The sequence below is a fragment of the Winogradskyella sp. Asnod2-B02-A genome, assembly GCF_045063645.1.
Taxonomy (GTDB): Bacteria; Bacteroidota; Bacteroidia; order Flavobacteriales; family Flavobacteriaceae; genus Winogradskyella.
Genome location: NZ_JBEFOG010000027.1, coordinates 972,947 through 988,534, shown reverse-complemented (window position 1 = coordinate 988,534; position 15,588 = coordinate 972,947). Strand labels below are relative to the sequence as shown.

Genomic DNA, 15,588 nt, shown 5'->3' with positions numbered 1-15,588 from the left:
GACAGTTACAACGTAATATTTAATGTTAAAGCCATTAAAGATTGATTACCCTTAAACTTATCACTATTTCTAATATTAAGATCTTGTTTATTAAGATTACCCAGCATATTTGTAAAACCATAAATGTATTGCGCTCTAATAAACAAACGTCTTACACCTAAAGTTAATCCAATTGCACCATTAACATTAAAGTTTGTAATATCCCTAATATCTTCAGTTAATAAGGTATCATAGCCACTTACAATATAGCCTTCTTTATCATCATCGCTAAGTTCTAATTCACTATTATACTGTAGCATTGGACCAACATCTAAAGTGAAATTATTGCTGATTAATTTAACATGAAGTAAAAAAGAAATATCAGCAGCAAATACTTTGTATTCAACAAACTCATTAGACAAGCTTCCAAGTTGAAAAGCATCAATATCTACTTTACTTTCAGATAATTGAATATTATAACTCACATTATACCATTTGTGAGGTAAGTCTACAGAAGCAGACATACCTCCAATAAATCCTGTACTCGCTTTGGTTTTAAAATTATCTGTAAGAATATCGAATTGTGTAACTCCACCTTGAAGACCAATACCGTTTTTAATTTTATAGCTTTTGCGTTGTCCGTAACTAATTGTAACAAATGCGATACAAATAGCGACTAATAGATAAGATTTCGTGTTTTTCATTCGATTATATAAGCTGATATACACAAACCTAAGTAAAATAATTTAAAATAACTTACTTTTAGAGTCTCGTATTTTTTAACCTTAAAACAAACCTGATATGGATAAAATTATTCTAGTACCCATTATATTTTTTGTAGCTGTTGTTGTTATTTCAGCCTTCTTTGTAGTGAAACAACAAACCGCTGCAATTATAGAACGCTTTGGTAAATTTCAAAGTATTAGACAATCTGGATTACAGTTCAAAATTCCACTGATAGACAAAATTTCTGGAAAAATGAGTTTAAAAATTCAGCAATTAGATGTTATAATTGAAACCAAAACTTTAGATGATGTATTTGTACGTCTTAAGGTTTCTGTACAATATAAAGTTATTAGAGATAAGGTGTATGATGCCTTTTATAAGCTAGATTATCCGCATGAGCAAATTACATCTTATGTTTTTGATGTGGTACGTGCTGAAGTTCCAAAAATGAAATTAGATGACGTTTTTGTTAAAAAAGATGATATTGCCTTAGCCGTAAAAGCAGAATTAAACGATGCCATGTCTGATTATGGTTTTGATATTATTAAAACCTTAGTAACTGATATTGATCCTGATGCGCAAGTAAAAGCTGCAATGAACAGAATTAATGCTGCTGATAGAGAGAAAACAGCTGCTCAATTTGAAGGTGATGCTGCAAGAATATTAATTGTAGAAAAAGCTAAAGCAGAAGCAGAAAGTAAGCGTTTACAAGGACAAGGTATTGCAGACCAAAGACGTGAGATTGCTCGTGGTTTAGAAGAATCTGTAGACGTTTTAAATAGAGTTGGTATTAACTCGCAAGAAGCCTCTGCGCTTATTGTAGTAACACAACATTACGATACTTTACAAGCTATTGGACAAGAAACCAATAGTAACTTAATATTATTACCAAACTCACCACAGGCTGGAAGCCAGATGTTAAACGACATGGTAGCAAGTTTTACAGCAAGTAATCAAATTGGTGAAGCCATGAAAGCGAATAAAAACAAAAAAAAGAATGATAATGAATAAATTAAAAAAAATAGCGCTATTACTTTTTATAGCGACTAGCATTACTGCTTTTTCACAGTCTAAAACAGATGCATTAAAAGATGCCAAAACAACATCAAAAGCCACATTAGATATGGATTTTGAAACTGTTCTAAAGCATACACTTCCATCAGTTTTAGATATGATGGGAGGAAAAGATAATGCTTTACAAGTTATTAAATCAACTTTTGAAGGTATGAAATCACAAGGTTTTGTATTTGAAAAAGCAGATATCATTGGTGTTTCTGATATTGTAACAGAACAAGGTCAATCACGATGTGTGGTTGAAGGATACAATCAAATGCAAATGTCTGGACAACGTATATCTTCTAAAAGTTATCTTTTAGGCATTTACAATGAAACTGATAAACATTGGTGGTTTGTAGAAGCAAAACAACTAAAAAATGAAGCTTTAGTTGATAAGATACTTCCAAATTTTGAAACTAGTCTTGAAATTCCAGAAGACGATATGAAAGTAGAAAAAATATAATTACATTTTAAACTCTAAAAACCCTTGAAAAATTATATTTTCAAGGGTTTTTTATTTTTTATAAGCCACAAAGAATACTTCCCATAACCGCTAAAGTAACAATCCAATATCCAGCATTTATAAAGATATACTTCGCACTTTTACGCTCAAAAAGAGCTATAGTTCCTATAATAGGAAGTGCACCAAGTACACCAAAAATAGTTCCATGTAAAGCTCCGTGTTTAAATGTTCTAAACTTATTTCCGTAATCTGCCATAAAAGCTTCAAAAGATGGCTCTGCACCTGTAGGATCTCCACCTACCATACCGAAAGCTCCCCATTGATGGTTTGTAAATTGCATTAATAATAAACTTAGCATAGCTGCAAATAATAAAGCAAGTCCAAAAATAATGGCTATGTTTCCGCTTTTAATGCGTTCTTCTGTCATACCAGATTCTCGCATCCAAGCAATTCCAAATCCAAATTTAGGATTGTACCACAGCGCTCCAATAAATAAAGCTGCTACAGCTGCAATAGGAATGGCGATTGGGTTAATAGGTAATTCCATATTATTTGTAGTGTATTAGTTAGTTAGAATTAAAAGTACAAAAAAACCTCATAACTATTAATTATGAGGTTTTTGTTGAACTATTATTTGCCTAATGTTCTTCTTTGTACTTATCTCTTATCGCTTTTAATTCGTTTAAATAATTTTTCAAATCCTTTTCATTTAAGCTATTACTGTCATTAGATCCATGAGGTAATGTACTCCAAGTTTCATCTAAATGTTGTTGAAGTTCTGGATAATTTTCTTCTATATCTCTAGTTACAACTGAGATTTCTGCAAGTATTTTCTGAGGTAAATTCATAATTTCTAAGTGTTTAACCTTAACATAAGCATTTTTAAGCTCAAATTATCTCAAAGCATTGTTAAAACCTAAAAATGATATTAATCCGTTTTATAATTTATAATGTCTTGAACTGGACTTAGGACACTATAGTCTTTCCAGATGGAAGCGTCATATTTTAACAAATATGTAATAGGATATTCCTCGGTAACTGTGAACTCTGAAGCATTTGCTAAAGGATTATGATCGATAAAAAATAATTCTCTTTTCGCTTTATAATCTTGTTCGATCATTATATCCAATTTTAAATGCTGCTTATCTTTTTGTTCTGCTGTATTATTTCTGATAAATTTAAGAGATCTGTTAAGATATACGTAGTTTCCATTTTCTTGACTAATAAAATATAAGTCGTAAATATCATTTTCATTCCTTTTGAAAATTACAGTAGAACGATAGGCATTTTCTTCAAATTTAATACCCAACAATAGTTTCATATTTACTTTTTGACCCGTTCTATCTTCTGCAAATTGATATTCTAATTTAACTACTGCAAAATCTGAAGTATTAATATACATTCTACCTTCATATTTAGCAGAACGCTTATTGGGTTTAAAACTTATATTGTATGTAGCATCCTCATTTATATAACTTATACCATCTATTGAATAGTCATAACCTTTATCTTCAAAAATAAATTCTAGTTTTGAGTTTTCACTTAATGAATTATTCTTTATAATATTTGCTACTGTATTGTTAATAGTACTAGTTTTTCCGGTTTTAGAATTGGTTTCATCTTTAAAAACTTTACCTACCTTAAGGGAATCTTCTAATGTAAATAAACCAGTTTTCAACTTATAAGTTGCCGAAGAATCTAAAACATTAAGCACACTTTTAATCATTTTACCATTTACAGCTCCGGTAGATAAATCTTTATCTATGTTAACTAATTTAGTTGCTTTAATAATATGAGATTGTGTACTATCTGCAGTATGTAAAAGATCTAACAAAGTATCTTCAAATTGATTAGAATTGCTATTGACGATACCTTTGCTCATCTCTTCAAAATTTCTATTAATCTCTTTAATTGTTGATTTATTGAAATTAGAAGATTTTTCAACATCAAAGCCAAAATCTTTGAGTTTAAAATTACTACTTTCTCTCATAAAAACGGTTTGCCTTTCACCTTTGGCATAGTTCTTTGAAACATTAGCTCTCACATTTGCTAAAATTTCTTCAATAGAAAGGATTTTATTAGTAATAAATACTTCTGAAAGCTCACTTATAGAATCTTCTAAAACATAAGTTTGTTTTGTAAACGTTGAGAGTTGAAATTCTAATGATTTATAACCTAAGCATGAAATTGATACTTTTTCTAAATCAGAAAAATTATCAGTTTCTAGTGTAAAGACACCTTCTTCATTAGTTATAACTCCATAATTGGGACCAATTTGTAGCGTAACATAAGGAATTGGATTATCATTAGTATCTACTATTTTGCCAGTAATAGTCTGACTAAAAACAGTAGTACTAATAAAAAATAAAATAAAGGTAAGCTGTTTCATAGTTTTGAATCTAAAGTTGGTATGCACTAAACTACATATAATAAACCAACTTTAAATTCAAAACCTTATTTTTAAAATTAAAGATCTGAAGCTTCAGTAACTAAAATGGCATTTTTATCTTCTTTTGCTTTTTCAATGAATTCATCTATCGCTTCGTTTCGTTCTAAGCCATTTTTAAGCAATACTTTTAACGCAATTAAAGTAGCGACACGTGTACCTGCTTTTTTTACTGCAGTGCCAAATAACGGCTCTAATTCATCGTAAGTGACATCTTTAGCTAACTCTTGTATCTCTGTTTTAGTTTTTAGTTGCTTTTCTTCTGGTAAATTGGTGTATTTTTTACCAAATTGTTGAATAACGCTTATCGCAGAACGTTTCTGTTGCTGTGGCTTATTCTGGTTTTGATTACTTTGAGGTTTTGGCTTTTGCTTAGCCCAACTATCTCTTAAACCAACTGTTTTATTAAATACTAATTTATCAGCAGTAGAATCATCATCCACATTAAAATAGCCTAAACGTTGAAACTGAAACTGCTCTCCTACCTTGACATCTGCTAAACTTGGTTCTAAATAACCTGTTTTAATAGTTAGCGAATTAGGGTTTAAAAATTCCATAAAATCTTTATCACCATGACTGTCTGGTGCTTCGTCATTAAACAAACGATCGTACTCTCTAATTTCTGCTGTAATAGCATGTTTTATAGATACCCAATGTAATGTTCCTTTTACTTTTTTTGAGGTATCTTCATCATAGGTACATTGTACTTCAAGAATATCTCCATTTTGGTCTTTTCTAACCTCATTTGCTTTTATGATATAAGCATTTTTTAAACGAACCTCACCACCTAATTTCAGTCTAAAAAATTTATTTCCGGCTTCTTCTTTAAAATCCTCTCTTTCTATATAAATCTCTCTAGAAAAAGGTACTTTTCTAAATCCAGCAGATTCGTCTTCCTGGTTATTTTCTGCCTCTAACCATTCCTCTTTATCTTCAGGATAATTAGTAATCACCACTTTTATTGGGTCTAAAACAGCCATTACACGATTAGCCGTTTTATTTAAATCTTCACGAATACAGAATTCCAATAATGAAACATCAATGACGTTTTCGCGTTTAGCTACACCTACTTTTTCAATAAATTTACGAATAGAATTTGGTGTATAACCACGACGACGCAAACCAGAAATGGTTGGCATACGTGGATCGTCCCAACCAGAAACAACACCATCTTCTACCAAACGCAATAATTTACGCTTGCTCATTATGGTATAACTTAAATTTAAACGTGCAAATTCGCGCTGTTTAGGTGGCAACGGATAATTATCCTTACTGTATTCGTAGACATTATCTCTAAACCAATCGTACAATTTTCTATGAGGTTTAAACTCAAGCGAACATAATGAATGTGATATTTGTTCTAAGTAATCACTTTCTCCATGCGTCCAATCGTACATTGGATAAATACACCAATCATCACCAGTTCTATGATGATGTGCATACATAATACGATACATAATTGGATCTCGCATTAACATATTTGGATCTTCCATATCAATTTTAGCACGCAATAAATGTGTGCCAGCTGGGAATTTTCCGGCTTTCATACCTTCAAACAATTCCAAATTTTCTTCAATACTACGATCTCTATACGGACTATTGGTACCTACTTGTGTTGGTGTTCCTTTTTGTTCACGCATCACTTCAGAAGATTGAGAATCTACATAAGCTTTGCCATCTTTTATCATTTGAATAGCCCAATCGTATAACTTCTGAAAATAATCTGACGAATACAATTCATTTTCCCATTGATAACCTAACCAAGCGATATCTTTTTTAATAGCATCTACATACTCTTGCTCTTCTTTGGCAGGATTGGTATCATCGAACCTTAAATTAACAGGTGCATTGTACTTCTCTCCTAGCCCAAAACTAATTCCAATAGCTTTAGTATGTCCAATGTGCAAATACCCATTAGGTTCTGGTGGAAAACGAAATCTTAGCTTATCCTTAGATAAACCATTCGCTAAATCTTCTTCTATAATATGCTCAATAAAATTGAGTGCTCTTGTATCTTCTGACATCTTTTAGGTATTAGCTGTTGGCAAATAGCTGTTGTGTAAAATGTATACACAACAATAAATCCTAACATCATTATTCCAGTTGGTAAAATTAAACAAAATGTAACATTTATTTATCTTTTTAGACTGATAGTATAAACCAATTATCTTATAAAATTATGAATTATAAATGTCCAAAATGCGATAATACAACTTGTAGCGTTGATCAAATGAGAGCCACTGGTGGTACGTTTTCTAAAATCTTCGATATTCAGAACAAAAAATTTACATCAGTAACTTGTAAAAAGTGCACGTATACCGAATTCTATAAAGCTAAAACAAGTGCATTAAGTAATATTTTTGATTTGTTTACAAATTAATTATTTCTTCAACTAAACTCATGAAGCATATAGTTATAAACTGATTAATATTCATTAAGAAATATTACTTTTGAATTATGGGAATAATAAAAGTTGAAAATATAAGAGTCTTTGCTAATCATGGTTGTTTAAAAGAAGAAACAGCTATTGGTAGTGATTATAGAGTTGATTTAGAAGTAAAGGCGAGTTTAAAAAAGTCTTCAAAATCTGATGAATTAAGCGATACTGTAGATTATGTATTCTTAAATAAAGTGGTTAGAGAAGAAATGGCCATACCATCTAAGTTATTAGAAACGGTTGCTCAACGTATTTTAGACCGTATTTTTAATGAAGACTCATTAATTACTAAAGCAACGGTTGCTGTGAGTAAAATTAATCCACCAATAGGTGGTGATGTTGAGATGGTTACCATAAAAATGTCTAAAAAGCGAAAAAAGTAAGCCTATTTAGGCTATAACATATATAATTTTTATATTTGCGCTCTCATTAAATTAATGAGATTCCTAGTTTACTAGTAAAATAGGGTGTCGTGGCCGAGTGGCTAGGCAGTGGTCTGCAACACCATCTACAGCGGTTCGAATCCGCTCGACACCTCAAAAAAGCCTCTAAGTTTTCTTAGAGGCTTTTTTATTTTTAAAATTTTATTAAAATTTAGATTAATAGATACGCGGTTCAAATCCTAACGTTTAATGACCTTAAAAAACCTTCAATGTATGTTAGGGCTTTTTTATCTTTCAAATTTTAAGAAATTATAAATTAATGGTTACAAGATTTAAACCTTATCGCTTTAGTAACTTCAAAAATTTCAACTTCTATAAGGTGTTTTATTAATCTAACTTAATATTTGAGAGATTAGAGTCACACTGAATAAGGTTAGAAAGATCCAACCAATAAAGCCTTCTACAATTGCTAAATACCTACCAATTCCTTTAATAGGAATTTCTCCAAAACCTAAGGTAGTAAATGAATTAATACTAAGTGTTAGCGCATTAAATAAGATAGATAGTACTTTTATGAGTAAATATCCAAGTATTATAAATCCTATAAAAGCACTATAAATTATTTTTTTAATTGACGATAGCTCATGCCAGCTATTCTTTATAACGTTAAGATAGTTCCAAAATGACAATTTAATTTCTATCAGTTTCGTTTGCGTGTTGATAAATAACAGCGAAAAAAATGAAAACACTTTAGGTATATGATTTTTACTCTTAACTAATGCTTCTTTTGTGTTAGAATTTTGAAGGATTTTATTTTCATCTATCTCGTATGCCTTCAAAATAGTAGCATCTGATGTAAAATAATTAATGGATTGTTCTATGCCTTTATTATATCTACTAAGGTCAATTTTATTCCAAGAATTAGTGGAAAACAAAAATAAAAAGGCAAAAAGTAAAATAATTTTAAAAGAAGATATGACTATTTTAGATGGACTTGTTCCGTAATCTGAAAACCGTTCTAAAAACCGATTGACAATCATTTCAAAGTAGTTTTTAAATGATTTATCCTCTTTGTAAAGATGTTCTAATCGTTCCGTTTCTAAATGCTTTATTTTGATATATACATCATTTGCCGACTGCCTATCGTGAAAATCTTTAAAATAAGAATGAAATTTACTAAGCAGAGTCAATTCATTTTTATAATACGATTCATCTGTAACTCTACTGTTAGTATAAAGTGAGTCGAATGTTTTATTAATAATATTTCCTATATTTCCTTGATTATAAATTATATAATTAGCAGGAATTATTTTATTTTCACTTATAGGCCATTGCATTTCATATTCAGTTTTCAATTTATCAATACCAAAAAGTAAATCAGACTCAATGGTATTATTATCAAATGATAACTTATCCGCATTATCTAAATATAAGTAGTTCCAAAATTTAGATTGTATCTTATTCTTTTGAAAATAAACTTCAGTGGTATTTAAAGTACTAATATTAAACGCTGCATTATTATAATTAATAATATTCTTACTAAAATCAAGTGTAGCTCCTGAAATGGTAATTCTTAATAATGGTTTAGCAAACGCTTCTGAATAATTATCAGGTCCTAAAGCATTGAAAGTATTATTAGATATGTATAAACTAAGCTGTTCATTATCCCCTAAATCATCGATATCTACCTTTGAATTAAACGTACAGTCTTCAACCCAAAATAAATTATTATTATTTAAGTAGGTAACATCAGAACTACGAGAAATAGAGCTGTCAAACTGACAATTAAAAAATATGATATCAGAAGTATTATTGATACTTATAGATTTATAAAAGTGAAAATTAATAAAAGCGTAATTATAAACAGTTTGATTTTTATCAAAATGAACATTATCAAAATTGATAGTTTTATGAATATGAATGGTATCTATTGGATATTTTTTGTCTCTAAATCTATATTCAATAAGACTATACCTTTCACTATTTTCTTTATCAAATTTAACGATGGCATTTTTAAGAGAAAAAATAGAATCTTTACCGTTAGTTAACTCACTAATAAGTTCTGAGAATGCAATTTCTTTTAATTCACCAGTACTATTAGTCGTTTGAGCGCTAATACTAAAAAAGGAAACTAAAAAAAATACAAGCAGTAGTCTATATATCATTCTATAACTTATTTTAAAAATAAATACAATGGTGTTGAATTTACTAATAATATTATAAAATAACTTCAGTACATATTTTATACGTCTATAAAATCTATAGAAATGTTTAATCTATTGGATTAACACGCTCTATCTGTTCAATCCCTTTTTCATAAAGTTCAGGAAAAAGACCTTGACTTAATAGAATAACACCAAAGACTAAGATCACTAAAGACACTATTTTCTTAGTCTTAAAAATACGTCTTGGAGTAAGTTTATTTTTAAGTCGTTTTGCTGCTGCTATTTTAACAAGATCAGCTAAAAAATAAGACACCAACATGGTTACAATAAAGATGGTAACACCATTTTCTGATGTTGTAATAGAAGTCCCAATAACTATAAAACCTAACCAACCTAGAAGTACACCAATATTGATAAAATTGAGTAAGAATCCTTTGATAAAAAGCTTTCCATAATCTTTTTTAGGAAGTACAATTCTATGGTGTTCTCTTACTATAGACCGAAAAGATTTTGAGGTTTTTATAAAACTAATAAGACCATAAATAACCAATAAAACACCACCAAAAACCAAGAGTTTTGGATCGTCTTTTATTTTATCTAATAGTGAATCTGTGCTTTTAAAAATGACTAAAATAAATACGACATCTGCGAAAATAACGCCAAGATCGAATATAATAGCACTAGTAATACCTTTGGTTACACTAGTTTCTAATAATACAAAAAAGACAGGACCAATGGTGAAGGCTAAAATAATTCCGAACGGAATGGCTGTTAAGATATCGTCTAACATGTAAAATCTTGCAGTTTACACAAATGTAAGAAACTCAGCTCAATTTACATATGTTTTATTCGACCTCCTAAAACGGTACTTTCATCAACTTGTTTAGGTTTACCGTAAACATAAACGTTTCCACCTGCTTTAATTTTAATATTTGCAGATTCCGTAGCATGAATATAAGCCTCACCTGCTGCATTAATTTTTACATCCGTTTTTTCGGTAATAAAATCTTTACCATTAAAACTTCCGCCTGTAAAAATTGAAATATCTTGATTTTTTGAATTTCCAGAGACATTAATAATACCACCAGTAACTGCTTTAAAATTGGCATAAGTAGTATTTAAGATTGCATTAATTTCTGATCCTTCTTGTGCACTGAGATCTATTTCGTATTGTTTTATAGATTGGTTTACAGTTACTTTTGCTCCTTCATTTGTATCAATCTTATCTACTTTAGTATAGTAAAGCATTACAACGGTATCATTACCATCGTAACTCTCCTTTAGATTCATTCGTATTTTAAGTTTTCCATTCTTATTTACGACTTCAACATTTTTTTTGTTTTTTCCAGTTATAACAACTTTATTTTCATCAGATTCAATCATTTTAACATGGATTAAATCATATACTTTTACGGTAGAAAATTCACCTACTGTTTTGTCTATAGACTCTTGAGCATTTACCACAAGACCTAAAGTAAAGAGGATGAATAAAAAACAATTTTTCATTTTAAAATTTATTTTAAGGTAATTACTTTATTACTAAACAACCATTTGAGTTGAATTTCGTCTCCAGAACGTTTTTTAACAATACGTCTTTGTGGTGATAATAACACCGTTATTACAGCAGAAATTGCTGTTAGTAAATACCTGTTAATATCACTGTAAACCAATTGAATTCCGAATCTTATTACCAAATAAGTTACAAAGAATATTATAAAAACGTAGATGCTTGCTTTTGTAGATGTCTTCATAATTAAACGGCAACTTTTACTGCTGTTCCTGTTACTGAAACCATAGCATAATTATGCGTTGTAAGTTCTATTTCAACTTTAATACCAACTACAGCATTTGCATTTAATTTTGCTGCATTATTTTGTAAAGTTTGAAATGCTTCTTCTTTAACAGCTTCTATACTGTTCTGTATTTTAGTATAATATTTAGACATACTAAAACCCATAGACAACGCTTCTTTATTCATTGCAACACCTGTTACAATACCTAAATAGTCTATTATTTTATGGTCTTCTATGGAATTGGTTGTTGTAAGTATCATATTCTTAATATTTTCTTATTAGTAGTTTTTGATACTGTAAAGTTACAATTCTATTCGCTTTCAATGAATTTTAATACAACTTCAATAAAATGAGAACTGTTATTATTAATTAACTACTTCTGGCTTCCCAACCATATAAAAATCAAGGTGTTTCTTGGTTAAATCTGCATTTTTAACTTTTACAATAACTTCATCTCCAAGCTGATACATAATACTAGATTTTTTACCCACCATAGCATATTGGTCTTGGTCAAACTGATAGTGATCATCTTTCATATCTCTAACACTTACCATACCTTCACATTTGTTAGAAATAATTTCTATATAAATTCCCCAATCTGTAACGCCAGAAATAACACCCAAAAACTCCTCGTCTTGATGATCTTGCATAAAACGAATTTGCATGTATTTAATAGAATCTCGCTCTGCTTTAGTTGCTAAATATTCCATGTTGCTAGAATGTTTACAACGTTCTTCATACACTTCTTCGTTAGCTGATTTTTCACCATCAAGATAACGCTGTAGTAAACGATGTGCCATAACATCTGGATAACGACGAATTGGCGATGTAAAGTGACTGTAATACTCAAAAGCTAAACCGTAATGACCAATATTCTGCGTGGTATATTCGGCTTTAGACATCGTTCTAATCGTTAATGTATCTACTAAATTTTGTTCTTTTTTACCAACAACATCTTTTAATAAATTGTTTAATGAAGACGCAATATTGTTTTTGTCCTTAAAGTTTAATTTATGTCCAAAACGTGCTACAACTGTTTGAAGTTGTGCTAGTTTTTCATCATTAGGTTCATCGTGCACACGATACACAAAGGTTTTCTTTTGTTTACCAACAAATTCTGACACCTTTCTGTTAGCTAATAACATAAATTCTTCAATCAATTTATTAGAATCTTTGCTGGTTTTAAAGAAAACACCAACTGGGTTTGCTTCTTTATCTAAATCGAATTTAACTTCAACTTTATCAAAAGAAATGGCACCATCTCGCATACGTGCATTTCGCATTTTACGAGCTAATTCATTCATTTTTAATACCGCAAAAGCAATATCATTAGATGTTTTATATTCTTTACCTGTTAAAGAAACTTCGGTCGGAATTGTAGTATCAATGTCAGCCATTCCTTCTTTAGTAAACAATCCAGGATTATTTTCTATAATAGCTTGTGCTTCTTCATAAGCAAAACGTGCATCAGAATAGGTTACTGTTCTACCAAACCATTCGTTTTTAATTTCGCATTTTTCATTCATTTGAAACACTGCAGAAAATGTATATTTCTCTTCGTGTGGACGTAATGAACAGGCTCCATTAGATAAAATTTCTGGTAACATTGGCACTACTCTATCTACTAAATAAATTGACGTTGCACGCTCATAAGCTTCGTCATCTAAAACGGTTCCTGGTTGCAAATAATGCGAGACATCTGCAATGTGTATTCCTATTTCGTATAAACCGTTATCTAAAACTTTAAAGGATAAGGCATCATCAAAATCTTTAGCGTCTTTAGGATCTATGGTAAAGGTTAGATCTTTACGCATATCTCTACGCTTAGCTATTTCTTCGGGTTTAATTTCTAAATCTATATTGTTAGCGTATGCTTCAACTTCGTGAGGAAACTCCATTGGTAATCCATACTCTGCCATAATAGCGTTAATCTCAGTACCATGTTCACCTGGTTTACCAAGTACTTCAATAACTTTACCGTTTGGAGAATCTGCCTTTTCTGGCCAATCTTCTAAAGAAACCAATACTTTATCACCATCTTCTGCTTTATTTATTTTGTTGATAGGTACAAAAATATCAGTGTACATTTTATTACTATCAGCAACTACAAAAGCAAATCCTTTTTTATCGTGGATTTGAATAGTACCAACATATTCCGTTTTAGCACGTTTAATAATATTGGTAATTTCTCCTTCTTGTTTGCCTCTATGGCGTCTTTTATAAGCGTAAAATTCTACTTCGTCACCATTTAAAGCTTTATTAATATTGTTTGAAGCTATAAATACGTCTTCTTCAAAATCATCGCAAATAATATAACCGTTTCCTTTAGCAGCTAAATCTAAAATACCTATATGATATTCTGTATTTACTATAGCTTTAAATTTACCACGATCTACTTCCTCAATCTCTTGTTTTGCTTTAAGTTGTTGAAGTTTCTTTATAATCTGATTGCGACTACTAGCATCATTAACGCCTAGTTTAGCTGCAATTTGTTTGTAATTAAAAGTTGAGTTTCTTTCTTTTTTTAAAATACTAAGAATTGTATTTGTAAGGTTGGAAATCTTGTTATGTGAAGGTTTCCTGTGTTTCTTTTTTGTCATTTAATTTGTAATCATATTCATTTCCTATAAGTGATAGGAATTCTAATTTAAAACTTAATTAAGGCGAAGAGAGGTTATTAAGTTTATACAAAGTTACGTTTTAATTTTTTAATGGTGTTTATAGAACGTTAAATTAATGCAAAAGCACTGTAAATTTTAAAGTGTTTTAAGTGAAAAGCATAGTATTAAAACTAGTCTATTATTAACTTTTTAGACCCTTTTCCTTTTGTTGTTTGTATCTCTATAAAATATAAACCAGAAGTTAAACTTGAAGTTTTAATAACATATTTTTTTGAAGTTAGTACGAGTTGACCTAAATTATTATAAATAGTAACATTTTTTAATTCTGTATTATTTTCTAGTTGAATAGTAAATTGATATTTTACTGGGTTTGGGTACAAATTAAAATTAATATTTATTGCTTCAGAAATACTTAGATTATCACAATCATTGCTATAAGAAGCAATGATATCTTTATCTGGCCAATTAGCATTGCTATACGCAACATCATCTACTTCTATACACGTTAAATTTGGATTATTAGTAGCATTGAAAAAAGTAATATTAGTGTTATTACCATTTTTTAAATTCAGACTGCTTAAATCAGTATTATTAATACAATATAATTCTGCTAGCATACTATTATTACTAAAATCTAAACTTGTTAAACTAGTATTTTGGCAGTATAATCTATTCAAATTTATATTAGTACTTAGATCTAAACTACTTAAGTTAGTAGTATTACAATCTAACCATACTAAAGCTGTATTTGCAGATAAATCAATACTACTAATATTGGTTTCGAAAAAAAAAAGAAAAACTAAACTGGTATTAAAACTTACATTTAGACTCGTTAAATTACTATTACCTCCACAAGACAAAAAATCTAGTAAAACATTACTACTTACATCTAAGCTATTTATATTAGTATAATTAGTGTGTAACTGTATTAAATTTAAATTATTACTGATATCAAAATTACCTAGATTAGGATTATTAGAACAATCTAAATCAATTAACGACGTAAAATCTTCTATACCAGTTAAATCTAAAATATCTTTATATCTTACATTTAATGTGGTTACTGCACTAATATTAGCCGTTGTTACATAATTATCTAAAACTGTATCATAGCCTGCATCTATTAATGCTTGCTCAAAATTATCATCTGGTATAAATGTTTGAGAAAATAGATTAACACTTGCAAATAGTAATACTATAGAAGAGAGTATTTTGTTTTTCATAGCACGAAATTTTTGAACGTATAAAGTAACTATATTTTTAATTCAGAATAAGAATTAAAGCTTAAAAACGATGTTATCAACATATATATACATATAATCATTTTTCTTTTAAAATTTAAAAAATAAAATAATGGTTATTATAGTATGTTAATAGTGGCTATAACTTTTTGAATTTTTATTTTGATTAATCATAGTTTACATTTTACAACATTTTAGTTAACATTAAATTTACATATAACTACTTCATTTTAAAGCTAAATTAAAAAGCTATTAACAGTTGTTAATAACCGATGTTA

Annotated in this window: 16 protein-coding genes and 1 tRNA gene; 5 read left to right on the top strand and 12 right to left on the bottom strand. The window is 29.4% G+C overall.

Annotated features, from left to right (window positions below; all coding sequences use genetic code 11):
- Positions 1-5 precede the first annotated feature (5 nt).
- Positions 6-683: a hypothetical protein gene (locus ACJJVO_RS12380; protein WP_405574615.1), complete on the bottom strand. Its 678-nt coding sequence runs from the start codon at positions 681-683 to the stop codon at positions 6-8.
- Between the two features lie 97 nt (positions 684-780).
- Here ACJJVO_RS12380 and ACJJVO_RS12375 point away from each other — a divergent pair, with 97 nt between their 5' ends.
- Positions 781-1,716 carry an SPFH domain-containing protein gene (locus ACJJVO_RS12375; RefSeq protein ID WP_405574612.1) on the top strand — a complete coding sequence of 312 codons (936 nt, stop codon included), beginning with the start codon at positions 781-783 and terminating at the stop codon, positions 1,714-1,716.
- Positions 1,709-2,224, top strand: coding sequence for a hypothetical protein (locus ACJJVO_RS12370; protein WP_405574611.1), 516 nt, complete (start codon positions 1,709-1,711; stop codon positions 2,222-2,224). Before ACJJVO_RS12375 ends, ACJJVO_RS12370 begins: the two co-directional genes overlap by 8 nt.
- A gap of 58 nt (positions 2,225-2,282) precedes the next feature.
- Here ACJJVO_RS12370 and ACJJVO_RS12365 read toward each other — a convergent pair whose 3' ends face one another.
- From ACJJVO_RS12365 to ACJJVO_RS12350, 4 genes are all read right to left on the bottom strand, one after another.
- Positions 2,283-2,771, bottom strand: coding sequence for a DUF1761 domain-containing protein (locus ACJJVO_RS12365; RefSeq protein WP_405574608.1), 489 nt, complete (start codon positions 2,769-2,771; stop codon positions 2,283-2,285).
- A gap of 91 nt (positions 2,772-2,862) precedes the next feature.
- On the bottom strand, positions 2,863-3,072 hold the full coding sequence (locus ACJJVO_RS12360) for a hypothetical protein (protein WP_115815493.1): 210 nt from the start codon (positions 3,070-3,072) through the stop codon (positions 2,863-2,865).
- A gap of 80 nt (positions 3,073-3,152) precedes the next feature.
- The gene (locus ACJJVO_RS12355) at positions 3,153-4,613 is read right to left on the bottom strand and encodes a carboxypeptidase-like regulatory domain-containing protein (RefSeq protein WP_405574605.1); all 1,461 of its coding nucleotides are present in this window, start codon (positions 4,611-4,613) and stop codon (positions 3,153-3,155) included.
- A gap of 77 nt (positions 4,614-4,690) precedes the next feature.
- Positions 4,691-6,694 (bottom strand): glutamine--tRNA ligase/YqeY domain fusion protein, encoded by a 2,004-nt coding sequence (locus ACJJVO_RS12350; RefSeq protein WP_405574602.1) that lies wholly within the window; start codon positions 6,692-6,694, stop codon positions 4,691-4,693.
- Between the two features lie 155 nt (positions 6,695-6,849).
- Between ACJJVO_RS12350 and ACJJVO_RS12345 the strand changes: the two genes are divergently transcribed.
- The 3 genes from ACJJVO_RS12345 (at position 6,850) to ACJJVO_RS12335 (ending at position 7,644) form a co-directional block, all read left to right on the top strand.
- The gene (locus tag ACJJVO_RS12345) at positions 6,850-7,050 is read left to right on the top strand and encodes a zinc ribbon domain-containing protein (RefSeq protein WP_405574599.1); all 201 of its coding nucleotides are present in this window, start codon (positions 6,850-6,852) and stop codon (positions 7,048-7,050) included.
- Between the two features lie 77 nt (positions 7,051-7,127).
- Positions 7,128-7,490: a dihydroneopterin aldolase gene (gene folB / locus ACJJVO_RS12340; RefSeq protein ID WP_405574597.1), complete on the top strand. Its 363-nt coding sequence runs from the start codon at positions 7,128-7,130 to the stop codon at positions 7,488-7,490.
- An 83-nt stretch (positions 7,491-7,573) separates the two neighbouring features.
- Positions 7,574-7,644: transfer RNA gene (locus ACJJVO_RS12335), tRNA-Cys, on the top strand.
- Between the two features lie 238 nt (positions 7,645-7,882).
- Here the strand turns inward: ACJJVO_RS12335 and ACJJVO_RS12330 are convergent.
- From ACJJVO_RS12330 to ACJJVO_RS12300, 7 genes are all read right to left on the bottom strand, one after another.
- Positions 7,883-9,655: a hypothetical protein gene (locus ACJJVO_RS12330; protein WP_405574594.1), complete on the bottom strand. Its 1,773-nt coding sequence runs from the start codon at positions 9,653-9,655 to the stop codon at positions 7,883-7,885.
- Between the two features lie 106 nt (positions 9,656-9,761).
- Complete coding sequence (locus ACJJVO_RS12325) at positions 9,762-10,445, bottom strand: LysE family translocator (RefSeq protein ID WP_405574591.1); 684 nt, start codon at positions 10,443-10,445, stop codon at positions 9,762-9,764.
- Between the two features lie 44 nt (positions 10,446-10,489).
- Positions 10,490-11,161, bottom strand: a complete 672-nt coding sequence (locus ACJJVO_RS12320) for a head GIN domain-containing protein (RefSeq protein WP_405574589.1) — start codon at positions 11,159-11,161, stop codon at positions 10,490-10,492.
- An 8-nt stretch (positions 11,162-11,169) separates the two neighbouring features.
- Complete coding sequence (locus ACJJVO_RS12315; RefSeq protein ID WP_405574586.1) at positions 11,170-11,406, bottom strand: hypothetical protein; 237 nt, start codon at positions 11,404-11,406, stop codon at positions 11,170-11,172.
- Between the two features lie 2 nt (positions 11,407-11,408).
- The gene (locus ACJJVO_RS12310; protein WP_405574584.1) at positions 11,409-11,708 is read right to left on the bottom strand and encodes a heavy metal-binding domain-containing protein; all 300 of its coding nucleotides are present in this window, start codon (positions 11,706-11,708) and stop codon (positions 11,409-11,411) included.
- Between the two features lie 105 nt (positions 11,709-11,813).
- On the bottom strand, positions 11,814-14,048 hold the full coding sequence (locus ACJJVO_RS12305; protein WP_405574581.1) for a ribonuclease R family protein: 2,235 nt from the start codon (positions 14,046-14,048) through the stop codon (positions 11,814-11,816).
- 191 nt (positions 14,049-14,239) lie between these two features.
- Positions 14,240-15,292, bottom strand: coding sequence for a T9SS type A sorting domain-containing protein (locus tag ACJJVO_RS12300; RefSeq protein ID WP_405574578.1), 1,053 nt, complete (start codon positions 15,290-15,292; stop codon positions 14,240-14,242).
- Between the last annotated feature and the right edge of the window lie 296 nt (positions 15,293-15,588).

What these genes read in the sequence shown, in the direction of transcription:
- ACJJVO_RS12380 (WP_405574615.1), bottom strand. Translation starts at nt 683, where the DNA reads ATGAAAAACACGAAATCTTATCTATTAGTCGCTATTTGTATCGCATTT.
- ACJJVO_RS12375 (WP_405574612.1), top strand. Translation starts at nt 781, where the DNA reads ATGGATAAAATTATTCTAGTACCCATTATATTTTTTGTAGCTGTTGTT.
- ACJJVO_RS12370 (WP_405574611.1), top strand. Translation starts at nt 1,709, where the DNA reads ATGAATAAATTAAAAAAAATAGCGCTATTACTTTTTATAGCGACTAGC.
- ACJJVO_RS12365 (WP_405574608.1), bottom strand. Translation starts at nt 2,771, where the DNA reads ATGGAATTACCTATTAACCCAATCGCCATTCCTATTGCAGCTGTAGCA.
- ACJJVO_RS12360 (WP_115815493.1), bottom strand. Translation starts at nt 3,072, where the DNA reads ATGAATTTACCTCAGAAAATACTTGCAGAAATCTCAGTTGTAACTAGA.
- ACJJVO_RS12355 (WP_405574605.1), bottom strand. Translation starts at nt 4,613, where the DNA reads ATGAAACAGCTTACCTTTATTTTATTTTTTATTAGTACTACTGTTTTT.
- ACJJVO_RS12350 (WP_405574602.1), bottom strand. Translation starts at nt 6,694, where the DNA reads ATGTCAGAAGATACAAGAGCACTCAATTTTATTGAGCATATTATAGAA.
- ACJJVO_RS12345 (WP_405574599.1), top strand. Translation starts at nt 6,850, where the DNA reads ATGAATTATAAATGTCCAAAATGCGATAATACAACTTGTAGCGTTGAT.
- folB (WP_405574597.1), top strand. Translation starts at nt 7,128, where the DNA reads ATGGGAATAATAAAAGTTGAAAATATAAGAGTCTTTGCTAATCATGGT.
- ACJJVO_RS12330 (WP_405574594.1), bottom strand. Translation starts at nt 9,655, where the DNA reads ATGATATATAGACTACTGCTTGTATTTTTTTTAGTTTCCTTTTTTAGT.
- ACJJVO_RS12325 (WP_405574591.1), bottom strand. Translation starts at nt 10,445, where the DNA reads ATGTTAGACGATATCTTAACAGCCATTCCGTTCGGAATTATTTTAGCC.
- ACJJVO_RS12320 (WP_405574589.1), bottom strand. Translation starts at nt 11,161, where the DNA reads ATGAAAAATTGTTTTTTATTCATCCTCTTTACTTTAGGTCTTGTGGTA.
- ACJJVO_RS12315 (WP_405574586.1), bottom strand. Translation starts at nt 11,406, where the DNA reads ATGAAGACATCTACAAAAGCAAGCATCTACGTTTTTATAATATTCTTT.
- ACJJVO_RS12310 (WP_405574584.1), bottom strand. Translation starts at nt 11,708, where the DNA reads ATGATACTTACAACAACCAATTCCATAGAAGACCATAAAATAATAGAC.
- ACJJVO_RS12305 (WP_405574581.1), bottom strand. Translation starts at nt 14,048, where the DNA reads ATGACAAAAAAGAAACACAGGAAACCTTCACATAACAAGATTTCCAAC.
- ACJJVO_RS12300 (WP_405574578.1), bottom strand. Translation starts at nt 15,292, where the DNA reads ATGAAAAACAAAATACTCTCTTCTATAGTATTACTATTTGCAAGTGTT.